The sequence below is a fragment of the Nonomuraea sp. NPDC049655 genome (genome assembly GCF_044465465.1).
Lineage (GTDB): Bacteria > Actinomycetota > Actinomycetes > Streptosporangiales > Streptosporangiaceae > Nonomuraea.
Window position 1 is genome coordinate 1 of the sequence record NZ_JBITLS010000016.1, and the last position, 19,948, is coordinate 19,948.

18 protein-coding genes and 2 tRNA genes are annotated in these 19,948 nt (G+C 69.4%); 8 read left to right on the forward strand and 12 right to left on the reverse strand.

Annotated features, from left to right (window positions below; all coding sequences use genetic code 11):
- The first annotated feature begins 563 nt into the window (after positions 1–563).
- Both ACIBQ6_RS40790 and ACIBQ6_RS40795 read left to right on the forward strand, forming a co-directional pair.
- Positions 564–977 carry a hypothetical protein gene (locus ACIBQ6_RS40790; RefSeq protein WP_397218461.1) on the forward strand — a complete coding sequence of 138 codons (414 nt, stop codon included), beginning with the start codon at positions 564–566 and terminating at the stop codon, positions 975–977.
- A gap of 115 nt (positions 978–1,092) precedes the next feature.
- Positions 1,093–1,287: a hypothetical protein gene (locus ACIBQ6_RS40795; RefSeq protein WP_358303088.1), complete on the forward strand. Its 195-nt coding sequence runs from the start codon at positions 1,093–1,095 to the stop codon at positions 1,285–1,287.
- On the opposite strand, the gene ACIBQ6_RS40800 is transcribed toward ACIBQ6_RS40795, so the two are convergent.
- From ACIBQ6_RS40800 to ACIBQ6_RS40815, 4 genes are all read right to left on the reverse strand, one after another.
- Positions 1,275–1,946 carry a response regulator gene (locus ACIBQ6_RS40800; RefSeq protein ID WP_397218462.1) on the reverse strand — a complete coding sequence of 224 codons (672 nt, stop codon included), beginning with the start codon at positions 1,944–1,946 and terminating at the stop codon, positions 1,275–1,277. The genes ACIBQ6_RS40795 and ACIBQ6_RS40800 overlap by 13 nt on opposite strands.
- Positions 1,943–4,477, reverse strand: a complete 2,535-nt coding sequence (locus tag ACIBQ6_RS40805; RefSeq protein WP_397218463.1) for a DUF4118 domain-containing protein — start codon at positions 4,475–4,477, stop codon at positions 1,943–1,945. Before ACIBQ6_RS40805 ends, ACIBQ6_RS40800 begins: the two co-directional genes overlap by 4 nt.
- Positions 4,478–4,486: 9 nt before the next feature.
- Positions 4,487–4,954, reverse strand: a complete 468-nt coding sequence (locus tag ACIBQ6_RS40810) for a group II truncated hemoglobin (protein WP_358303093.1) — start codon at positions 4,952–4,954, stop codon at positions 4,487–4,489.
- A gap of 104 nt (positions 4,955–5,058) precedes the next feature.
- A tRNA-Met gene (locus tag ACIBQ6_RS40815) sits at positions 5,059–5,135 on the reverse strand.
- A gap of 221 nt (positions 5,136–5,356) precedes the next feature.
- Here ACIBQ6_RS40815 and ACIBQ6_RS40820 point away from each other — a divergent pair.
- Entirely contained in the window at positions 5,357–5,629 is a 273-nt protein-coding gene (locus ACIBQ6_RS40820) for a hypothetical protein (RefSeq protein WP_397218464.1), read from the forward strand.
- A 41-nt stretch (positions 5,630–5,670) separates the two neighbouring features.
- Here the strand turns inward: ACIBQ6_RS40820 and ACIBQ6_RS40825 are convergent.
- From ACIBQ6_RS40825 to ACIBQ6_RS40845, 5 genes are all read right to left on the reverse strand, one after another.
- Positions 5,671–5,747, reverse strand: a tRNA-Met gene (locus tag ACIBQ6_RS40825).
- 57 nt (positions 5,748–5,804) lie between these two features.
- A complete protein-coding gene (locus ACIBQ6_RS40830; protein ID WP_397218465.1) occupies positions 5,805–8,759 on the reverse strand; it encodes a UPF0182 family protein in 2,955 nt (984 codons plus the stop codon).
- Between the two features lie 129 nt (positions 8,760–8,888).
- On the reverse strand, positions 8,889–9,935 hold the full coding sequence (locus ACIBQ6_RS40835) for a PDZ domain-containing protein (protein WP_358294314.1): 1,047 nt from the start codon (positions 9,933–9,935) through the stop codon (positions 8,889–8,891).
- Between the two features lie 10 nt (positions 9,936–9,945).
- Positions 9,946–10,371, reverse strand: coding sequence for a molybdenum cofactor biosynthesis protein MoaE (locus tag ACIBQ6_RS40840; protein WP_358294316.1), 426 nt, complete (start codon positions 10,369–10,371; stop codon positions 9,946–9,948).
- 23 nt (positions 10,372–10,394) lie between these two features.
- Positions 10,395–11,468, reverse strand: a complete 1,074-nt coding sequence (locus ACIBQ6_RS40845; RefSeq protein ID WP_358294603.1) for an NAD-dependent epimerase/dehydratase family protein — start codon at positions 11,466–11,468, stop codon at positions 10,395–10,397.
- 130 nt (positions 11,469–11,598) lie between these two features.
- Here ACIBQ6_RS40845 and ACIBQ6_RS40850 point away from each other — a divergent pair, with 130 nt between their 5' ends.
- The 3 genes from ACIBQ6_RS40850 to ACIBQ6_RS40860 are packed head-to-tail and all read left to right on the forward strand — an operon-like array spanning position 11,599 to position 14,390.
- Positions 11,599–12,816 carry a zinc-dependent metalloprotease gene (locus ACIBQ6_RS40850; RefSeq protein ID WP_397218466.1) on the forward strand — a complete coding sequence of 406 codons (1,218 nt, stop codon included), beginning with the start codon at positions 11,599–11,601 and terminating at the stop codon, positions 12,814–12,816.
- Positions 12,813–13,373: an NUDIX domain-containing protein gene (locus ACIBQ6_RS40855; protein WP_358294320.1), complete on the forward strand. Its 561-nt coding sequence runs from the start codon at positions 12,813–12,815 to the stop codon at positions 13,371–13,373. The genes ACIBQ6_RS40850 and ACIBQ6_RS40855 overlap by 4 nt, the downstream gene beginning before the upstream one ends.
- Before the next feature lie 30 nt (positions 13,374–13,403).
- A complete protein-coding gene (locus ACIBQ6_RS40860; RefSeq protein WP_397218467.1) occupies positions 13,404–14,390 on the forward strand; it encodes an endonuclease/exonuclease/phosphatase family protein in 987 nt (328 codons plus the stop codon).
- A 6-nt stretch (positions 14,391–14,396) separates the two neighbouring features.
- Here ACIBQ6_RS40860 and ACIBQ6_RS40865 read toward each other — a convergent pair whose 3' ends face one another.
- The 3 genes from ACIBQ6_RS40865 to ACIBQ6_RS40875 all read right to left on the reverse strand — a co-directional run bounded on the left by ACIBQ6_RS40865 (position 14,397) and on the right by ACIBQ6_RS40875 (position 16,340).
- Positions 14,397–14,978: a DUF2064 domain-containing protein gene (locus ACIBQ6_RS40865; protein ID WP_397218468.1), complete on the reverse strand. Its 582-nt coding sequence runs from the start codon at positions 14,976–14,978 to the stop codon at positions 14,397–14,399.
- Positions 14,975–15,490, reverse strand: a complete 516-nt coding sequence (locus ACIBQ6_RS40870; protein ID WP_352319320.1) for a M48 family metallopeptidase — start codon at positions 15,488–15,490, stop codon at positions 14,975–14,977. Before ACIBQ6_RS40870 ends, ACIBQ6_RS40865 begins: the two co-directional genes overlap by 4 nt.
- A gap of 67 nt (positions 15,491–15,557) precedes the next feature.
- Complete coding sequence (locus ACIBQ6_RS40875; protein ID WP_358294325.1) at positions 15,558–16,340, reverse strand: enoyl-CoA hydratase-related protein; 783 nt, start codon at positions 16,338–16,340, stop codon at positions 15,558–15,560.
- 377 nt (positions 16,341–16,717) lie between these two features.
- Here ACIBQ6_RS40875 and ACIBQ6_RS40880 point away from each other — a divergent pair, with 377 nt between their 5' ends.
- Both ACIBQ6_RS40880 and ACIBQ6_RS40885 read left to right on the forward strand, forming a co-directional pair.
- Positions 16,718–18,094, forward strand: coding sequence for a thiamine biosynthesis protein ThiF (locus ACIBQ6_RS40880; RefSeq protein ID WP_397218469.1), 1,377 nt, complete (start codon positions 16,718–16,720; stop codon positions 18,092–18,094).
- 63 nt (positions 18,095–18,157) lie between these two features.
- Positions 18,158–19,492, forward strand: a complete 1,335-nt coding sequence (locus ACIBQ6_RS40885) for an ABC1 kinase family protein (RefSeq protein WP_387677487.1) — start codon at positions 18,158–18,160, stop codon at positions 19,490–19,492.
- The last annotated feature ends 456 nt before the right edge of the window (positions 19,493–19,948 follow it).

The following is a 19,948-nucleotide window of genomic DNA, read 5'->3' on the forward strand; positions in this document are numbered from 1 at the left end:
CCGCCGAAGCAGACGTGGACGGGGTTATGCATGTGTTTCATGCACTGGCTTTTAACACACTGTTGAGTTCTCAAGAAACGGACGCGTACTTCCTCACCAGAACCCGTTCCCGGATCCCCGCTCAGAGGCGTTCATTTCGTCTTGCGTTCTTTCGTTGTGTCTTAATTCTTTCAGCCGTTCAAGTCTCTGTCAAATTGACCGGACTTGCTCAACCTGCTGGAATTAGTCGCGCCCCGCTTCCGGGACAACCCCTCTAACTTACCAGCTCATTCAGACCGCTCTGAACCGTCTTGAATGAACCAGAAGGAAGTGGGATTTGCCGGGCTTCTGTTGAGGCTCTTGCGAGCCCCTCGGCCGCCCTGCGCGAAGCAACTCTAGCAGTCTCCCGGACGTACTTCGCGCCACACAGGTAATCGTAGGGTCCTTCCCTCGTCACAAGATCGTCAAACGTTGGTCATCGCCGTCCGTACGACACCCGAAGTCAAGCGGTCAGCAAGTCATCCGCAATCGTGCCTCGGTACGAAGGTAGCCACGAGCAGACTGCTCTCTCGGAGGTGCCCGCCATGACCCGCTCGGAGTTCGACGACATCCGTGCCTTCCTCGCCGATCCGGCGACCCATGCGGGAGACCTCCTGCGCATCGCCCGGACGCTGATCGACGACCTCGAACAGGCACGCGTGCGCGAGGCCGTCCTGCGTACCCATTACCTGCGGCTGCTCACGGCGGCGCGGACGACCATGGCCGCGGACATGGTCGGCGCGCCCGACCCGCTCGCCTTCCTCACGCGCGAGCTGGCCGAGCGCGGTCAGCTGCCCGAGGACGAGGACGCCGTGCGGCAGATCCTGTCCGACGCCCGTACGGCTGAGGCGCTGCTCGCCTACATGCACGAGGAGCAGCAGCAACAACCGCCGGTCGTGCGGATGCGCGGGATGCGCCTGCGGCGGTGCGTCGGCGCGCACCGGACGCTCCCCCGTTGAGCCGGCCGGCCTGGTCACCGCTCGCTCAGGGCTGATTCCCCAGGGGCTCAGGCTTCGACCGGATGAGGACTGTGGCCATACCCGGTCTTGGCTACCCGGCTGTAAGACTGCGCGTATGTGGCAACGTGGGCTGAACTGGTCGGCAATCATCCTGGTCGGGATATTTGGTCTGATGTGGATCGGTGTTGTGATCTATGCGGATCAGACGTCTTCGCTGTGGGTGCGTGTCGCTCAGGTGCTCTTCGGGGCCTTGCTGCTCGGGTGGGCGGTGCTCAAGGCGGTCGTCCTGGCCAGGGATCAGGAGGGCTGAAACCGGTATCCCATTCCGGGCTCGGTCAGCAGGTGCACGGGATGGGCCGGGTCGCGTTCGAGCTTGCGGCGCAGTTGGGCCATGTACTGGCGCAGGTAGTGCGTCTCCTTCAGGTAGCTGACGCCCCACACCTCCGTCAGCAGCTGCCGCTGGCTGATCAGTTTGCCGGGATTGCGAAGCAGGATCTCCAGGAAGTGCCACTCCGTCGGGGTCAGCCGTACGCCACCTGAGATCGTCTTGCCTGCCAGGTCGATCACATGATCGCCCAGCCGCACCGTCGCGGGTTCCTCTTCGTGCTGGTTCGTGCGGCGGGTCACCGCGCGGATGCGGGCCAGCAGCTCGTCGATGCCGAACGGCTTGGTGACGTAGTCGTCGGCTCCGGCGTCGAGGGCGTCCACCTTGTCCGTGCTGTCGGTACGTCCCGACAACACGATGATCGGAACCTTCGTCCAGCCGCGCAGCCCCTGGATCACCTCGACGCCGTCGAGATCGGGCAGGCCGAGGTCGAGGACGACCAGGTCGGGGTGCCAGTCGGCGGCCTGGCGCAGCGCCGATGCGCCGTCGGGGGCGACCGCGACCTCGTAGTGCCTGGCCGCCAGGTTGATGCGCAGAGCACGCAGGATCTGGGGCTCATCGTCGACGACGAGCACGCGGGTCACAGGGCCCTCCTCAGTGAGACCGTCATGGTGAGCCCTCCTCCGGGGGTGTCCTCAAGGAGCAGCGTGCCGCCCATCGCCTCGGTGAGGCCGCGCGAGAGTGCGAGGCCGAGGCCCACACCGGTGTGGTTGTCGCGGTCGCCGAGTCGTTGGAAGGGCATGAACACCTTTTCATGCGCTTCCGTGGGGATCCCTGGCCCCCTGTCGATGACGCGCAGTTCGACCCGTTCGCCGTGCCAGCTCGCGGTGACGAGCACGGGCTCGGCTTCGGGGCTGTAGCGGACGGCGTTGGCCATCAGATTCACCAGGACGCGTTCGAGCAGCGCCGGGTCGGCCTGGAACTCCGGCAAGTCGGCCGGGACGTCACTTCTGACCCGGTCGCGCAGCGGGCCGAGGTCGTCGATGGCGCGTGGCAGCACGTCCTCGACGGCGACGGGGCGCAGGGTGACGCCCAGGACCCCGGCCTGGAGGCGGCTCATGTCGAGCAGGTTCGACACGAGACGGTTCAGTTTGACCAGGGACTCGCCGGCGGTGGCCAGCAGTTCGGCGCGGTCGTCGTCGGACCAGATGATGTCGGTGTTGCGCAGGCTCTCCACGGAGGCCATCGCCGAGGCGAGGGGAGTGCGCAGGTCGTGGCCGACGGCGGCGAGCAGCGCGGTGCGCATGCGGTCGGCCTCTGCCAGCGGCTCGGCGCGCTCGGCCGCCTCGCGCAGGCGTTCCTGGCGCAGGGCGACGGCGGCCTCGGCGGCGAACGCCTCCAGGACGCGGCGGTCGCTGGCGTCGAGCAGCCGGCCGCGGGTCGCGAGCAGCAGCCGGTCGTCGACGGTGACCACATCGCTCCCGCCGTCCGGTCCGGTGTGGTTCGGGGTGGGGGCGGGCGGGGTGGTGATCGGGGGACCGCCGGACGTGGCGACGATGCGCCAGTCACCCGACGGATCGTCCCTTTCGAGCAGGGTCACCGCGGTCAGCCCGAACGTCTCGCGCAACCGTCCGAGCAGCGAGGCAACCGCGGACTCGCCGCGCAACACGTGTCCGGCCAGTGTGGAGAGGACTTCGGCGTCCGCCCTGGACCGGGCCGCTTCCCTGCTGCGCCGGGCGGCCAGGTCCACGACCGTGCTCACCATGGCGGCGACCAGGACGAAGATGGCCAGCGAGAGCACGTTCTCCGGTTCGGCGATGGTCAGGGTGTGCACCGGTGGCGTGAAGAACCAGTTGAGCAGCCCGAACGCGAGCACCGCCGCCGTGAGCGCCGGCCACATCCCGCCCACCAGCGCGACGCCGACGACCAGCAGCAGGAAGAGCAGGATCTCGCTGGGCAGGCTCAGGTCGAGTGGCGCGATCACGGCGGTGAGCGCCGGCATGGCGGACAGGGTCAGGGCCCATCCGGCCGACTTGCGCCGACGCGTCAGCGCTCCCCCGGGCTGCGGCCGGCCGGAGCCTCCGCTGACGGCCTCGTGCGGGACCATGTGCACGTCGATCGAGCCGGACAGCGTGGCCGTCGTCATGCCCACGCCGCGGGTGAGCAGCTGCGCGAGCCGTCCTCGCCGGGAGGCGCCGAGGACGAGTTGCGAGGCGTTCACTCCGTCGGCGAACGCGATCAGCGCGCGCGGGATGTCGTCGCCCACGACCTGGTGGTAGGTGCCGCCGAGGTCCTCGACGAGTTTGCGCTGGCGTGCCAGGTTGGCCGGGTCGCTCGCGGTGGACAGGGCGTCGGCCTGGGTGACGTGCACGGCGAGCAGGTCGGCGCCCTTGGTCCTGGCCGCGATGCGGGCGGCGCGGCGGACGAGGGTGTCTCCCTCGGGGCCGCCGGTGAGGGCGACGACGACGCGTTCGCGGGCCTCCCAGGTGCCCGCGATGTCGTGGTCGGCCCGGTACGCGATGAGCTGCCGGTCGACCCGGTCCGCCACCCAGAGCAGGGCGAGCTCCCGTAGAGCGGACAGGTTGCCGACGCGGAAGTAGTTGGCGAGGGCGGCGTCGACGCGTTCCGGCGGATAGACGTTGCCGTGGGCGAGGCGGCGGCGCAGGGCCTCGGGTGACATGTCGACGAGTTCGAGCCGGTCGGCCCGCCGGACGAGGTCGTCGGGGACGGTCTCGCGCTGCGGCAGGCCGGTGATCTGCTCGGCCACGTCGCGCAGGGACTCCAGATGCTGGATGTTGAGCGTGGAGACGACGTCGATGCCGGCGTCCAGGATGTCCTGGACGTCCTGCCAGCGTTTGGCGTGCCGGGAGCCGGGCGTGTTGGTGTGGGCGAGCTCGTCGACCAGCACGACCTTGGGGCGGCGGGCGATGACCGCGTCGGCGTCGAGCTCGGTGAACGTGGCGCCGCGATGGACGACGGTGCGGCCCGGCACGGTCTCCAGCCCGTCGAGCAGGCGGGCGACCTGGTCGCGGCCGTGGGTCTCGACATGGCCCACGACCACGTCACGTCCGCGTTCCTTGGCCCGTCGCGCCTCGCTGAGCATGGCGTACGTCTTGCCGACGCCGGGCGCCGCCCCCAGGTAGACCCGCAGCCGCCCGCGCGACGTGCTTCCCATTTCTCCAGGTTACGGCTGGTATGGCGGAGCGACTCCCCAGCCCCAGTGCGGAACCGGCGCCTCCGGGGGCGGCGTCGCGCCGGGCTGGGAGTTGTGCACGGCCAGCCGGGTGCCCCATTCGATGTAGCCGGCGAACGCGGCCCTGAACTCGGGGTCGTCGGGCAGACCGACCTCGTCGGCGGCGTCCATGAGGAGGTTCACCCAGCGGCGACGCTGCGGTTCGGTGATGGCCCGGCCCAGGTGGTGGGCGAGCATGTGGGAATAACCGCCGCGTTCGTGGGTGTACCGGTCGGGACCGCCGAAGACCTCGCTGAGCCACATGGCGACGTATTTGGGGTGGTCGGGATCCATGTGGGCGAACAGCGGCCCGATGAGGTCGTCCTTGAGGACGGTCCGGTAGAACGTCGCGGTCAGCCGTTCGAACGCCTCGGTTCCGCCCGCCCACTCGTAGATGGTCGGGACGTCTTTTTCCGTCATGTAATCATGTAATCAGCACGTGGGTCGTAGGACAAGACCCGGCCCGACGAGGCCCGGAAACGACGAAGTCCCCGGTCGCCGTGTGGCGACCGGGGACTTCGGATTGGTAGCGGGGACAGGATTTGAACCTGCGACCTCTGGGTTATGAGCCCAGCGAGCTACCGAACTGCTCCACCCCGCGTCGGTGTGTTGTTATCAACTATACCGCCCTTATGGACTCCTCCGACCCGGCCGGGCTTGTCCGGGCGCGTCGGCGGCTGTGACCATGGGCCTCATGCTGCTCGAACCCCTGCCCCCACGGCGCCGGCTTCGCCGGCGGCGGATCCTCCTCCTGGCGTCGCCCGTCGCCTGGCCCTGCTCGTCATGGTGCCCATATGGGCCGATGACCTGCGCTTGGCGGACATGAAGGATCGGCTCCTGGCTCATCCGCTGCCGCCCGAGACCTCGTTCAACGCCGCCGGCGCCCAGGGGTCGGTGGGCGTGCAGGAGGGCAACGGCGACCACTGCGACTTCCTGGTCAGGTTCTCGCTGCGCACCAGGCTGTCCGAGGCCGAGCTCACGAGCTACTACGACCGGATCAACGGCAGGGTGTACTTCCAGGACGGCGATCCCGCGTCCGCGGTGGTCGAGGTCCTGGAGACCGACGATGCCGGATGGGACCTGCGATGCCGCTGAAAAGCAACGAGGCCCTGGCCATCGGCCAGGACCTCGAATCTTGGTAGCGGGGGCAGGATTTGAACCTGCGACCTCTGGGTTATGAGCCCAGCGAGCTACCGAACTGCTCCACCCCGCGTCGCTGTCTTGCTTTTCAAGACTATCGGCGAAGGGGTGCGGGCGCAAACCGAATGGGCTAGGTGGTGCCTCCCGCCTTTGTGCCCGAGGGTGTCGGCGTCGGTGTGGACGTGGCCGGCGGCGAGGCGGAGGGCGTCGCCGACGGGGAGGCGGAGGGCGAGGCCGAGGGCGACGGAGTGGCCGCCGGCTTGGCGTTGGCGCTCTCGATCTGCTTCAGCGCCTCCTCCAGCCGCTTCTGCGCCTTGCCGTACTCGTCCCAGTTCGGGGGGCTGGCCTGGAGGGCCTTCTGGGCGTCCTCGTAGGCCTTCTGGGCGTTGGAGATGGCCGTGTTCATCGCCGACGTGTTCGCCTGGTTGGGCGTGGTCTGCTGGGGCTGGGTGTTCGGCTGTTGCTGCTCGCCGCCGAAGACCTGCTCCAGCGCCTGGTCGAGGGTGTCACCCGAGCCGACCTTGTTGCCGAACGCGACCAGCACCCGCCGCAGGATCGGGTACGGCTCCTGACCGGTGCCGGCCTTGGTCTGCACGTAGACCGGTTCGATGTAGATCAGGCCGTTCGCGTAGGGCAGGGTCAGCAGGTTGCCGTACCTGACGTTGGCCTGGCCGAGGCCGAGGGGGCCCAGCTCGCCCGAGAACTTGTTCTGGAAGTTGTTCTGGGCCTGACCGGGGCCGGGGACCGTGGTGTTGGACGGCATGCGCAGGATGCGCAGCTTGCCGTAGTCCTTGCCCACCGTGGAGCCCGCCGCCATGAAGGCCGCCAGGTTGGGGCCCTCCCTCGGGACGAAGGTCGTGGTCAGCGAGAACGACGGCTCGGACTCGTCGGGCATCGTCGCCGTCAGGTAGTACGGCGGCTGCTTGACCGACTGGTTGCCCTGCGAGGGGTCGCTGGGGATGTTCCAGAAGTCCTGGGCGCTGTAGAAGGCGGCCGCGTTGGTGACGTGGTAGCGCGACAGCATGTAGCGCTGCACCTTGAACAGGTCTTCCGGGTAGCGGATGTGCGCCTGGAGGTCGGGGCTCATCTGCGAGGCGGGCTTGATCGTGCCGGGGAAGGCGTTGGACCACGTCTTGAGCACCGGGTCGTTGCCGTCCCAGGCGTAGAGCGTGACCGTGCCGTCGTAGGCGTCGACCGTGGCCTTGACCGAGTTGCGGATGTAGTTGATCTCGTCCTGCGGCTGCTGGGCGACCACGCGGCGGTCGGTGGCCAGGTCGCGGGTCATGTCGCCGAGGCTCTCGCTCTGCGAGTACGGGTACGCGTTGGACGTGGTGTACCCGTCGATGATCCAGGTGATCCGGCCGTCGACGATCGCCGGGTAGGCGTTGCCGTCGAGGGTCAGGAACGGCGCGACCTTCTCCACCCGCTCCCGCGGGTTGCGCACGTAGAGGATCTTGGAGTTGTCGTTGATGTCGCCCGACAGCAGGATGTTCATCTCGCCGTACTTGGCGGCGTAGACCAGCCGGTTGAGGGCCGAGCCGATCGGCACGCCGCCCTTGCCGGTGTAGGTGGTGTTCTGCTGGCCGGTCTGACCGCCGGAGACCGGGTAGTCGAGCTCCTGCGGGGTCTTGGGGTTGCCGCCGGCGATGACGTACTCGGTGGAGCCGGGGTTCTCGCCGAAGTAGACGCGCGACTCCTTGAGCCCGGTCGAGGCCGCGAGGTCGCCGGTGACCGGCATGTCCTTGCTGTCGTAGGCGGGCAGGCCGCCCGCGTCGACCTCGTTGCCCGGCGCGGCGACGAAGCCGTAGCCGTGGGTGTAGACCAGCGCGCGGTTGATCCAGTTGTTCTGGGGCGCGGGCGGGCCGAGCAGCTCGCGGACGCCGACCACGTGGTCGACCAGCTTGCCGTCCTTGCCGGGGTAGCGGTCGACGTCGAGCTGGTCGGGGAAGCCGTAGAAGCCGCGGATGCGCTGGGTCTGCTCGAACGTGGACGACACCAGCGCCGGGTCGAGCAGGCGCACGCCGGTCACCGATTCGTCGCCGCCGGCGCTGACCTTGGTCGGGTCGGCCTGGGCGTTGTAGTCGATCACTTCGGCGTTCTGCACGTCGTAGGCTGATCTGGTGGCTTGGATGTTCCGGTCGATGTAGAGGGCTTCCTTGCCCTGCTGGTTGGGCTTGACCTGGAACTGCTCGACCAGCGCCGGGTAGACGCCGCCGATCAGGATGGCCGAGAGCACGAGCAGCCCGAACGAGACGCCGGGCAGCATGCCGCCGGGGCGCACGACGCCGGCGAAGAACAGCGCGGCGCAGATCAGCGCGATGATCGCGAGGATGTTCTTGGCCGGGAGCACCGCGTTGACGTCGGTGTAGGACGCGCCATGCACGTAGCCGCGGTCGGAGAAGACCAGACCGAACCGGTCGATGTAGTAGGCGACGGCCTTGAGCAGGACGAACACGCCGAGCAGCACGGAAAGGTGGATCCGCGCGGCCCTGGAGGCGTGCACGCCCGGCGACTGCAGCCGGAAGCCGCCGTAGAGGTAGTGGGTGATCGTGGCCAGGATGATCGAGATGATCACGGCGGTGAACAGGAAGTTCAGCACCATCCTGATGAACGGGTAGTCGAACATGAAGAACGAGATGTCCATGCCGAACAGCTCGTCCTTCTTGTCGAAGGAGGCTCCGTTCACGAACTGCAGCCACGTCTTCCACTGCCCCGCGAACGAGGAGCCGGAGAAGAGCGCGAGCAGGCCCATGCCGACGATGAAGATCAGCTTGCGGTGGGGGTCGAGCGCCATGCGATAGCGGTCGGCTCCGCTGCCGCCGCCGAACACGGCGGGGCCGAACATCGGCCGGGTGCGGAAGGCCAGCAGCATGTTGCCGCCCGTGATGCCGACCATGAGCACCGCTCCGACGAGGAACAGCACGATCTCGGTCAGCAGCACCCCGGAGAAGACCGACGTGTAGTTGGTCGTGTCAAACCACAGGTAGTCGGTATAAATCCCAGAAAAGAGAAAAAACAGGGCCACGATCGCGACCAGCGCGATGGCCACAGGCAGAAGCAGCCGCGGCCGGCGTGGCAAGCGCATCGCCCTGCCGGCCCCTGGGGTCCGGAAGCTCAAGGCCAACCCCTCGTCGTGATGAAGAAACGGTCCGTGTCTGGCAACTTACACCGCAGCGCCAGCCGTACGGCTAACGCACGGCGCTCGCCGGAAGTTTCATCCGGCCTCACAAGCGGGCACATTGCCCTTTCCGGTGCGCAGCGCGTCGAGCGCGAGCACCGCGTCGTGCAACGTGTCGGCCTTGACCAGCCGCAAGCCGTCGGGCACGGCCTTCATGGCCTCCGCGCAGTTGTCCGCGGGGGTGAGGAAGACGGTCGCGCCGGAGTCGCGGGCCCCCACCATCTTCTGGGCGATGCCGCCGATGGGCCCGACCTGGCCCTCGGTGTCGATGGTGCCGGTGCCGGCGATGCGCTTGCCGCCGGTGATCTCGCCGGGGGTCAGCTTGTCGAGTATGCCGAGCGAGAACATCAGCCCGGCGCTCGGGCCGCCGACGTCGCCGACGTTGATGTCGACGTCGAAGGGGAACTTGAACTTCTCCTGCATGAGCACGCCGACGAGGGGCTTGCCGTCCTTGCTGGCGATCGGCTGCAGCGACACGTCGAGCTTCTGGCCGCCCCTGGTCACGTTGAAGGTCACGGTCTCGCCCGGCTTGTGCGCCTTGACGGTGTCGCCGACGAACTGCGAGTCGGTGGCCGGTTTGCCGTCGACCGCGTTGATCTGGTCGCCCTTCTGCAGCTTGCCGTCGGCGGGCTTGCCCTTCTCGGTGGACAGCACCGTGACGACCCGGTCGTAGTGGATCTTGAGTTCGTTGAGCGCGGCGGCCTTGGCGGAGTCCTGGGAGTTGGTCATCTCGACCGCGTTCTCCTCGTCGACCTTCTTCGCGTCGCGGCCGGGCGGGAAGATCGTCTCCTGCGGGACCACCGCGACGGTCGGGTCGAGCCAGCCGCGCAACGCCGTCAGCAGGTCGATCTGGGCGGCCGGGCCGCCCTGGTAGGCCACCGTGACCAGGCTCAGCGCGCCGCTGGTGGGATAGGTCTGCCGGCCGCTGATCGAGATCACCGGCTTCTTGTCGATCTCGCCGATGGTGTTCTCGGTGGGGCCGGGGCTCAGCACGACGTACGGGACCGGCCGGAACGCGCCCAGGACGCCCAGCGCGAGCACGAAGAACCCCGCGAGCAGCAGGGTGAGGACGCGTCGTGACATGGTGATGAGCTTATTCGCAGGCGCCGACCCACTCGGTCTCGCCATCGGCGAACACCTGGTGTTTCCAGATGGGGACTTCGGCCTTGAGGTCGTCGATGAGCCTGCGCGAGGCCTTGAACGCCTCGTCGCGGTGTGGCGCGGCCACGGCGACGATCACCGCCGTGTCGCCGAGCCCCAGGTCGCCGACCCGGTGGACGGCGGCCATCGCGGTGACGGGGAAGTCGGCCGCGACCTTCTCGGCGACCCGGCGCAGCTCGTCGGGCGCCGAGGGATGGGCGGAGTAGGAGAGCCGGGTCACGGGTTTGCCGTGGTCCTGTTCGCGCACGGTGCCGATGAAGATCGCGGTGCCGCCCGCCGCGTGGTCTCCCACCGCGGCCAGCACCTCGTCAACGGACAACGGGGTGTCACGAATGCCGAGCAACCGGATGACGTCCACGGAAAGAGCCTAACCTCACGTTCCTACTGGCGACGCTTTTTGCGGACCTGCCGGACGATCGCCGCGGTGCCGATGACGGCCACCGTCGCGCCGGCCGCGGTGAGCGTGGCCTCCTTGACCGGCAGCCGCCTGCCGACCACGGTGGTCCTGTTCTCGCGGAGTTCGAGGAGCTGCCGGAAGGCGGCCTCGTTGGTCCACGTGGGCTTCCAGCCCGCCTCGCGCAGCGCCGAGCAGTCGACCACCCACGGATAGACGACATAGTGCAGGTCGGTGGCGGGGGCCGGGGTGATGCCGAGCCGGTGCAGGCGTTGCGCGGTGCCGAACGTGAGCCCGGCCGGCAGCTCGAACCGCCGGATTCCGGACAGCTCCTCGACCTGTTCCTGCTCCAGCCAGCCGTCGGAGCCCACGGCCACCACGCCGGTGACGGCCCCCTTGGCGGCCAGCTCCAGCGCCGAGATGAGGTCGTCGATGTGGCAGAACTGCCAGTTGGGGTTGCAGCCCTTGACCGTGAGCAGCCTCGGCGACTCGAAGTGCCGGGTGATGACCGTGTCGACGCCCGGACCGACGACCGCCGCCGGGCGCAGCACCGTGACGTCCAAGCCCGGGTGGCTGCGCAGCGATCTGCGGACCAGCGACTCGATCTCCAGGTAGTCGCCCACGACGCCGGTGTCGGGCTCGGCGGCCACCGGGGAGTCCTCCGGCAGGGGGACCTCGTTGTCGGGCGCGGCGCCGTACACCATGGCGCTGGTGACCAGGATCACCCGCCGCACGCGGGCGGCGGCGCAGGCCGTGAGCACCGTCTGCGCGGCTCTGAGGTTGTACGCGCGCCGCTCCCCCGGGTCGGAGTCGACGGCGTAGTCACCGGCCAGATGGACCAGGACGTCGATGTCGGAGATCCGGTTCGCCAAGAGCGGATCCCGTACGTCGATCACTCTCCACGTGGCTTCCTGAACGTCGCCACGCTCCTCGTCGATGGCCACCACTCTGCGGAAATCCGCGGCGGATGCGAGTCTCACCAGCAACTCGCGGCCGATGCCGGAGGCCGCGCCGGTGACGGCGACGACGGGTTGACGCGGGCGTTTCGAGGTAGGCACCAGGTCCTCACTTTGCACTGATCCGCCGTAGGACGACTAACGTGGCGGATGTGGACTCCTCCATCCTGCACGAGGTAGAGCGGTGACTGACCTGCCAGGTCGCGAAAACGACCCTAACGAGAACCCGTTCGCCATGTTCGGCAACCCTGAGCAAATGGCTCAGGCGATGCGCCAGTTCGCCGACATGTTGTCGGCGCCCCAGGGTTCAGGCCCTGTCAACTGGGACATGGCCAAGAACATCGCACGACACGCCGTGGTCGCCCAGGGCGATCCGAGCGTCATGGAAGGCGAGCGCCGCCAGATCGTCGAGGCGCTGAGCCTGGCCGACCTGTGGCTGAACGAGGCGACGACGCTGCCGAGCGGCGTGTCCAACCCGCAGGCCTGGAGCCGGTCCGAGTGGATCGAGAACACGGTCCCGGTCTGGCGCAAGCTTTGCGAGCCCGTTGCCGAACGCATGGTCGAGACCATGGGCGGCGCGCTCGGCGGCTCCGGGCTGCCGCCCGAGGCCCAGCAGATGGCCGGGCCGCTGATGGGCATGCTCAAGCAGATGGGCGGCATGATGGTCGGTCAGCAGATCGGCCAGGCGCTCGGCTCGCTGGCGCGCGAGGTCATCGGCACGACCGACATCGGCCTGCCGCTGTCCGGCACCGCGGCGCTGCTGCCCGGCGGCATCGCGTCCTTCAGCGAGGGCCTTGAGATCCCCGCCGACGAGATCCGGCTCTATCTGGCGCTGCGCGAGGCCGCGCACCACCGGCTGTTCCAGCACGTCCCGTGGCTGCGCTCGCACCTGCTCGGGGCGGTCGAGGAATACGCCAGGGGCATCACCGTGGACACCTCCGCGCTGGAGGAGCAGATCCGCGGGCTCGACATCAACAATCCCGAGGCGATCCAGGAGGCGCTGAGCGGCGGCGCGCTGCTCAAGCCCGAGGAGACCGAGCGGCAGAAGGCCGCCCTGGCTCGCCTGGAGACGATGCTCGCCCTGGTCGAGGGGTGGGTGGCCACGGTGGTCGACCGGGCTGCCGACGGCAAGCTGCCCTCGGCGGTCGCGCTGGCCGAGACCGTACGCAGGCGCCGGGCGACCGGTGGGCCCGCGGAGCTGACGTTCGGCACGCTGGTCGGGCTGGAGCTGCGGCCCCGGCGGCTGCGCGAGGCCGCGGCGCTGTGGCGCGCGCTGGAGACCGAGCGCGGCGTCGACGGGCGCGACGCCCTGTGGGGTCACCCCGACCTCATGCCGACGGCCGAGGACCTCGACGACCCCGACGCGTTCGTCCGCGGCGAGGCCGCCTGGGACATCTCCCAGCTGGAGGCCAAGCCCGGCGACGAGAACGGCGACCAGGACGGCGGCCGGTGACCCTGCACGACGACGCGGTGGCGGTGCTGTCCTCCTGGACCGCGCCGACCCCCGAGGAGGAGGCGCTGCGCGCCGAGTTCCTCGGCCATCTGCGGACGTACGACGACGCCATGTGGCGCGCGTGCGCACCCGGCCACCTGACGGCCACCACCGCCGTGCTCAGCCACGACGGCGCCCGGGTGCTGCTCACGCTGCATCCGAAGGCCGGGCAGTGGTTGCCCATGGGCGGCCACTGCGAGGACTTCGACGCCACGCTGGAGGCGGTGGCGCTGCGCGAGGCCACCGAGGAGTCGGGAATCTCCGGACTTGAGCTGCTGCCCGGCCCGCTGGCCGTGGACAAGCACGAGGTCTGGTGCCATCCGCCGCGCAGCTGGCACCTCGACGTCGAGTACGCGGCCGTGGCCCCTCCCGGCGCCGAGGCCGTCATGAGCGACGAGTCGCTCGACCTGCGCTGGTTCCCCGTCGACGAGATCCCCGAGCTGTCCGACGAGGCCACGCGCCGGCTGGCCGCACGCGGACGCGCCGCGCTCAGCTCGCGCTCGCGTTCGCTGGGCTAGAGTCCTTCGCATCGTTCCAAGGGGGGCCGCGTGGAGACTTCTGCCGTTGGCGGCACGATCGTGACGCCTGCCCGCAAGCCGCGGAAGTTGCCCGGCGCCGTCCTGACCTGGCTGGCCGTGACACCCTTCGCGGCCTGGGCCGTGGCCAGGGTCGCCGGGCTGGAACGAGGCTCGCTGCCCACGCAGCTGATGACGGCGACGCCGTACGCGGCGGCCGGGTCCCTGGTCCCCCTCCTGATCGCCGCGGTCGGGCGCAGGCGGGCCGCGACGGCCGTCGCGCTGCTCACCACGACCGCGCTCGGGTTCAGCGTCCTGCCGCGCGCGCTGGGCACGGCCGAGGCCACGACCGGCAGGCCGTTCAAGGTCATGACCATCAACATGTTGTTCGGCAAGGCCGACCCGCAGGTGATCGTGAACCTGGTGCGCGAGTTCCGGCCCGACGTGCTGAGCACGCAGGAGCTGACCCCCGGCGCCGTGGCCGACATGGACGCGGCCGGCCTGAAGGAGTTCATGCCCCACCGCGTACTTGAGGACGAATGGGACGCCGGCGGAAGCGGCCTCTACTCCAGGCACCCGCTTCAGCCGCTCGACGACGTGGTGCCCCCGGTGGGGCACAAGATGCCCGCCGCCATGGTGGCGCTGCCGGGCGGGAAGCCGATCGAGTTCGTCGACGTCCACCCCTATCCGCCGCTCGGTCCCAACGTGGTCAACTGGAACGAGGCGCTCGCCGGCCTTCCTTCCGCCGGCGGCGAAACCGTGCGGATCCTCGCCGGCGACTTCAACGCCTCGCTCGACCACGCCTCGCTGCGCAGGCTGCTGGCCCGGGGGTACAAGGACGCGGCCGACCAGGTCGGCGCGGGGCTGATCCCCACGTGGCCGGCCAACAAGCGGGTGCCGCCGATCATCACCATCGACCACGTGCTGGTGGACGAACGGGTGGGCGTCAGGGAGGTCAGCGTGCGCGACGTTCCGGGCACCGACCACCGGGCCGTCCTGGCCGAGCTCACGGTTCCCTGACGCGGGTCAGCGGCCGATCAGGGCGCGGGTGTTGTCCCAGCCTTCGAGACCCGGGTCGAGGCGTCCGACGTCGTCGAACGTGCGCAGGCGGTGCCATCCGGAGATGGTGGCGACCCTGCGCGGGCCCGGGGCCTGCTCCCGGAGGACGGCGACGACGTCGGGGTCGTCGAGGTCGGGGTCGGCCCAGGTCGGCAGCGGCAGCGAGCAGGCCAGCGCCACCGCGCCGCCGTCCGCGGCAGGGCAGATCGTGATCTCGGCCCGGCCCAGTTCCCTGAACAGCTTGCCGACCAGCAGCGAGGGCAGGTCGGGCGCGTCGGCGTTGATCACCGCGGCCTGGTCGCCGGACAGGCGGCCGAGGACGGCTCGCAGCGGCTCGTCCTCGTCGATGGTGATGATCTCCGTGCCGGGCCAGACGATGTCGTCGAGGCCGGGGACGGCCGTGATCAGGACCGGGGTGACGAACTCCAGGCCGGCGACCATCTCGTAGGTGTCCTCGGCCACGGCCGCCAGGAACCGCCGTGGATCGACGCCAGGGGGCGCCGCTTCGGCCATGCGGCCGCGTACCAGGACGGCGACGATGCGCGTCAACACTCCTCCGGTGCCGTGTGGGCCGCCGCGGAGAATCCTTCGAGGAACCCGCGCGCCCGCTCCGCCTTCGGATACTGTTCTACCAGCGCCCAGAACCCCGGGCCATGGCTCGGCACGATCAGGTGCGCGAGCTCGTGGATGATGACGTAGTTGATGACCCACTCGGGCAGGCCCTTGAGCCGGGTCGAGATCCTTATGGTGCCGTTCTCCGGGGTGCAGGAGCCCCAGCGATGCTGCTGGTTGTCGACCCATCGAACGCTCACGGGGTCGGGCCGGCCGTCGAGGTACTTCACCGACAGCTCCCTCGCCCGTTCGAGCAGGGCCTCGTCGGTCGGCCTTCGTCGTTCTTCCTTGGCGGCCAGCCGGTCGAGCATCCGGCTCACCCATTCATCCGCGTCTTCGCCGCTCAGCCAGGCGGGCAGGAGCACGATCGTCTTGTCGCCGTCGCGGTAGGCGGAGACCGTACGCCGGCGACGAGAACTGCGACGGACCTCGACTGTCTCGGGGGGCACATAAGCACGTTAGCCGAGACTGGCGAAATTCCACAGAGGGTGGACGTTGTTTTCGCTGGTCAGATGATTAAGAGCCGGTGAATTTGGGCATGCGCCTTTCCCGATGCGCCGCCAGGCCCTCCAGCAGGTCGGATGATGCCATGGTGACGGGCTGGGCCAAGGATTCCCACCTCAGAGCGGCTTCCAGGTCTTGATGGTCTTGGTTCAGCGCGACCTTTGTGAGGCGGGTGGCGACTGGAGCCATCTCTGCGATCTTCTTGGCGATGACCGAAACCTCGGAGAGAAGGTCATTCTTCGGGAAAGATTGATTTACCAAGCCTTTATCTGCCGCTTCCGTACCCGTAAGGAGACGGCCGGTCAGGAGCATCTCCCGGGCCAGTGCCGTACCGGCTCTTCTGGGCAGCAGGTAGGTGGCGGCCATGCCCGGGTGCAGCCCGAGCCGGGTGAAAGGGGCCAGGAGTTTGGCGTCGTCGGCGGCGTAGACGAGGTCGCAGGCCAGGGCCACGCACAGGCCCGCGCCGACGGCGGGGCCGTTGACCGCGGCGACGGTGGGCACCTCCAGGTCGGCGATCATCAGCCAGGTGCGGTAGAAGGCGAGCATGCGGTCGCGCAGCGGCGGCACCGCCTCGGCGCCCCGCTCGCCGATCCATGACAGGTCGCCGCCCGAGGAGAACGCGCTGCCCGCTCCGGTGACGACGACGCAGCGCAGGTCGCGGTCGGCGGCCAGGGTGGTCATGGTTTCGCGCCATTCGGCCGTCATGGTGTCGGTCATGGCGTTGCGCAGTTCGGGGCGGTTGAGGGTGAGGACGACTACTCCGTCGTCTGTGCGGTCGACCAAGATCTCGCTCATGCGGCGAAGCGTAACGCTCCGCGGGGCGCGGATGCGGATGTGGTTCCTCGCCAGCCGCAGTGGTCCCCGGCCTGCCGCACGGCGCGGATGTGGTTGCTGGCCAGCCGCAGAGGTCCCCGGTACGCCTCAGGTGCGGATGTGTTGGTGGCCAGCCGCGGTGGTCCCGACTTGCCTCGGGTGCGGATGTGTTGGTGGCCAGCCGCGGTGGTCCCGGCTTGCCTCGGGTGCGGTTGTGATCCCCGGCCCTTCGCGGGTGTACTCCGCGGTCGGACGTTATCCACAGGGTGGGCGTCGCGGTCGGAGGTTGTCCACAGGCGGCGCGGAAGCGGCTCGGGATCTTGGTCGGACGTGCGAACCTTCCGGCCATGAGGCCACGTGTGAAGCCGGCCCTCCGGCGAATCCTCCGCGACGAGCACACCCTGCAGTACGGCGTGCATCCCCTCCGGGCCATCACGCTGACCGGCCTGACGAGATCGGTGCGTCAGTGGATCGAGGGGCTCGACGGCACCCGCGACCTGCGCCGGGTGATGCGCGACGCGGCGGCGGCCGGCCTCGACGAGCAATGCGCCCAGGCTCTGCTCGACTACCTCGCCACGCGGGGCGCCCTGCACGACGCCGGCCCGTTCCCGGCGCCGCTGCGGGAGCTCTCCCTCGCGGAGAGGGATCGGCTGAAACCCGACCTCGACGCGCTCGACCTGGCCTCCAACAGCCCGGAGGGCGGCATCGAGCTGCTTCGGCGTCGGCGAGATGCGAAGGTCAGGGTCTACGGGGCCGGGCGCGTGGGGGCGCAGATCGTCGCCCTGCTCGCGGCCGGCGGGGTCGGCGACATCCGGGTGATCGATCCCGGGCCGGTCCGGCCTGGAGACATCACGCCGGGCGGGCTGACGTGGGCCGAGGTGGGGCTGTCCCGGGAGGAGGGCGCGGCGGCGGTCGCCCGGCGGGTGCTTGCTCCCCCGCCGAAGAACGCGCCGGCCGTTCCGCCTCCGCGCGATCGCATCTCAACCCCTCACCCCACAGGCCGGAACGTCACACCCGCCGGTGACGCCACAGGCCGGCCCGCACGCGGGGCGCCGTCGCCGTCCGGCGGCACGACCGCACAATCCAGGCGGGCGGGCATCGCGCCGAGCGGCGGCACGACCGCACGCCCTAGGCGGGCGGGTGTCACGCCGTCCGGCACCGCCGCTGCGCGGGTTTCTCCTGCTGTGCCACCCACTCCTGCGGAGGTGAGTCAGGACGCCGTTCCGTCGTCCAACGTCCTGGCCGGAGCTCCGCATCTGGGGGACGGCACGGCGCGTCCCGACCTCGCCATCCTCGCGCCCGTGGGGCCTCTGGACGGGGTGCTGGTCAACGAGCTGGCCGACTTCGGCATCCCGCATCTGCTGGTGTCGGCCTTCGAGGGGCACGGATCCGTCGGGCCGCTGGTGTTTCCCGGTGAGACGACGTGCCTGCACTGTCTCGACCTGACGCGCCGCGACCACGATCCCGCCTGGCCGATTGTCACTGCCAGGCTGGGCGGCTATCCACCCGGCGAGATCGCCTGCGACACGACGCTCGCCACGCTCGTCGCGGCGGCGGCGACCGGCCAGGCGCTTGCTCATCTCGAAGGCCGGGCGTCCTCTGTGACGAACGGCACAATGGACGTAATGCCTGATTGGTGCTGGAAAAGACGGTCGTGGAACGGTCATCCGCAATGTCGTTGTATGCGAAACAATCCTTATTCGCTAACAATGGACATGTCACCTACCAGCGACTGACGTGCTCAGGGGACGACCACGAAGGGGGGAAGCGGCATCTCGGGCGAGGTTCCGCGCATGAGTGTGAGCGATCTTCCGCGCCGGGCAGTCACCCGCTCAGCCAAGTTGGCCACCCTTCCGCTCGGGTTCGCCGGGCGGGCCGCCCTCGGCCTCGGTAAGCGCATCGGCGGCAAATCAGCAGAAATCGTGGCCCAGGAGGTTCAGCAGCGCACCGCCGAGCAGATCTTCAAGGTGCTCGGCGAGCTCAAGGGCGGGGCGATGAAGCTCGGCCAGGCACTGTCGATCTTCGAGGCGGCGCTTCCGCCGGAGATCGTCGGCCCTTACCGGGCGACCTTGACGAAGCTCCAGGACGCCGCCCCTCCGCTGCCGGTCGCCACCGTCCACAAGGTGCTCGCCGAGCAGCTGGGGGACGATTGGCGCAAACACTTCCTCTCGTTCGACGACCGGCCCACGGCCGCCGCCTCGATCGGCCAGGTGCACAAGGCCGTCTGGAACGACGGGCGCGAGGTGGCCGTCAAGATCCAGTACCCGGGGGCGGGCAAGGCGCTGCTCGGCGACTTCACCCAGCTGGCCCGGCTGGGAAAGATGTTCGGGGCGCTGCTGCCCGGCCTCGACATGAAGGCGCTGCTGGCCGAGCTGCGCGAGCGGATCGCCGAGGAGCTCGACTACCTTCGCGAGGCCGAGGCACAGCATGCCTTCGCGCTGGAGTTCAACGGCGATCCCGACTTCCACGTCCCGGATGTGGTGGCGGCCAACGAGATGGTGCTGGTCAGCGAGTGGATGGACGGCACTCCCCTGTCGCGGGTGATCACCGAGGGCAGCAAGGAGGAGCGTGATCACGCGGGGCTGCTGTTCGTCCGGTTCCTGTTCAGCTCGCCTGCCCGGGTCGGCATGCTGCACGCCGATCCCCATCCGGGCAACTTCCGCGTGCTGGCCAACGGCAAGCTCGGCGTCCTCGACTTCGGCGCGGTCAACCGTCTGCCTGGCGGCTATCCGAAGGTCTTCGGGCAGCTCACGCGCATCTTCAACCAGGGCGACATGGACACCGTGATGACGGGCCTCCGTGACGAGGGTTTCATCCGTCAGGACATCGACATCGACCCCGACGCCCTGCGCGCTTTCCTGGCGCCGTACGTGGAGCCGACGGCCGTGGAGGAGTTCACCTTCAGCCGGGAGTGGCTGCAGGCCCAGGCGGCCAGTGTCACCGACCTCCGCCCGACGAACGTGGTTCGCCAGCTCAACCTGCCGCCGTCGTACGTGCTCATCCATCGGGTCCATGCGGCCGGTGTCGGGGTCCTCTGCCAGCTCGGCACCACGGCGCGCTTCCGTGACGAGGTGATCCGCTGGGTTCCGGGTTTCGCCGACGACCCGAACGGCGAGGCACTGGCGATCGGGTGATCAGGCGCCGCCTGCGCTTCGTGGGCGAAGGCGGTGCCTTGCTTGTGGACATGCACGACCGGCGCAGGAGACCCACGGCGGCGCAGGAGACGCACGACCTGCGCAGGAGACGCACGGCCGGCGCAGGAGACGCACGGCCGGCGCAGGAGACGCACGGCCGGCGCAGGAGACGCACGGCCGGCGCAGGAGGGGACCTTCTTAGTCACGGCCGGCTTAGGAGATGCACGGCTGGCTCGGCGGGAGCGAGGGTGACCGCAGTATTCGCTGCCGACGTGTGCAAGCTGCGCCGCGGGATGGCGGGGAGAGGGCGAAGGCATCGGCCTCATCCTCACCGTCCCATGCGGTCGGCAGAACGCCTCGCCGGGAAGGCGGTTATCGGGCTGCCTCGACCGTCGCCTCACTCTCGTCCACCCGGCACCTCACCTGCGCCCACCCAGTTCCTCGCTCCCGCCTCCG

What these genes read in the sequence shown, in the direction of transcription:
- ACIBQ6_RS40790 (WP_397218461.1), top strand. Translation starts at nt 564, where the DNA reads ATGACCCGCTCGGAGTTCGACGACATCCGTGCCTTCCTCGCCGATCCG.
- ACIBQ6_RS40795 (WP_358303088.1), top strand. Translation starts at nt 1,093, where the DNA reads ATGTGGCAACGTGGGCTGAACTGGTCGGCAATCATCCTGGTCGGGATA.
- ACIBQ6_RS40805 (WP_397218463.1), bottom strand. Translation starts at nt 4,477, where the DNA reads ATGGGAAGCACGTCGCGCGGGCGGCTGCGGGTCTACCTGGGGGCGGCG.
- ACIBQ6_RS40810 (WP_358303093.1), bottom strand. Translation starts at nt 4,954, where the DNA reads ATGACGGAAAAAGACGTCCCGACCATCTACGAGTGGGCGGGCGGAACC.
- ACIBQ6_RS40820 (WP_397218464.1), top strand. Translation starts at nt 5,357, where the DNA reads ATGAAGGATCGGCTCCTGGCTCATCCGCTGCCGCCCGAGACCTCGTTC.
- ACIBQ6_RS40830 (WP_397218465.1), bottom strand. Translation starts at nt 8,759, where the DNA reads ATGCGCTTGCCACGCCGGCCGCGGCTGCTTCTGCCTGTGGCCATCGCG.
- ACIBQ6_RS40835 (WP_358294314.1), bottom strand. Translation starts at nt 9,935, where the DNA reads ATGTCACGACGCGTCCTCACCCTGCTGCTCGCGGGGTTCTTCGTGCTC.
- ACIBQ6_RS40850 (WP_397218466.1), top strand. Translation starts at nt 11,599, where the DNA reads ATGTTCGGCAACCCTGAGCAAATGGCTCAGGCGATGCGCCAGTTCGCC.
- ACIBQ6_RS40875 (WP_358294325.1), bottom strand. Translation starts at nt 16,340, where the DNA reads ATGAGCGAGATCTTGGTCGACCGCACAGACGACGGAGTAGTCGTCCTC.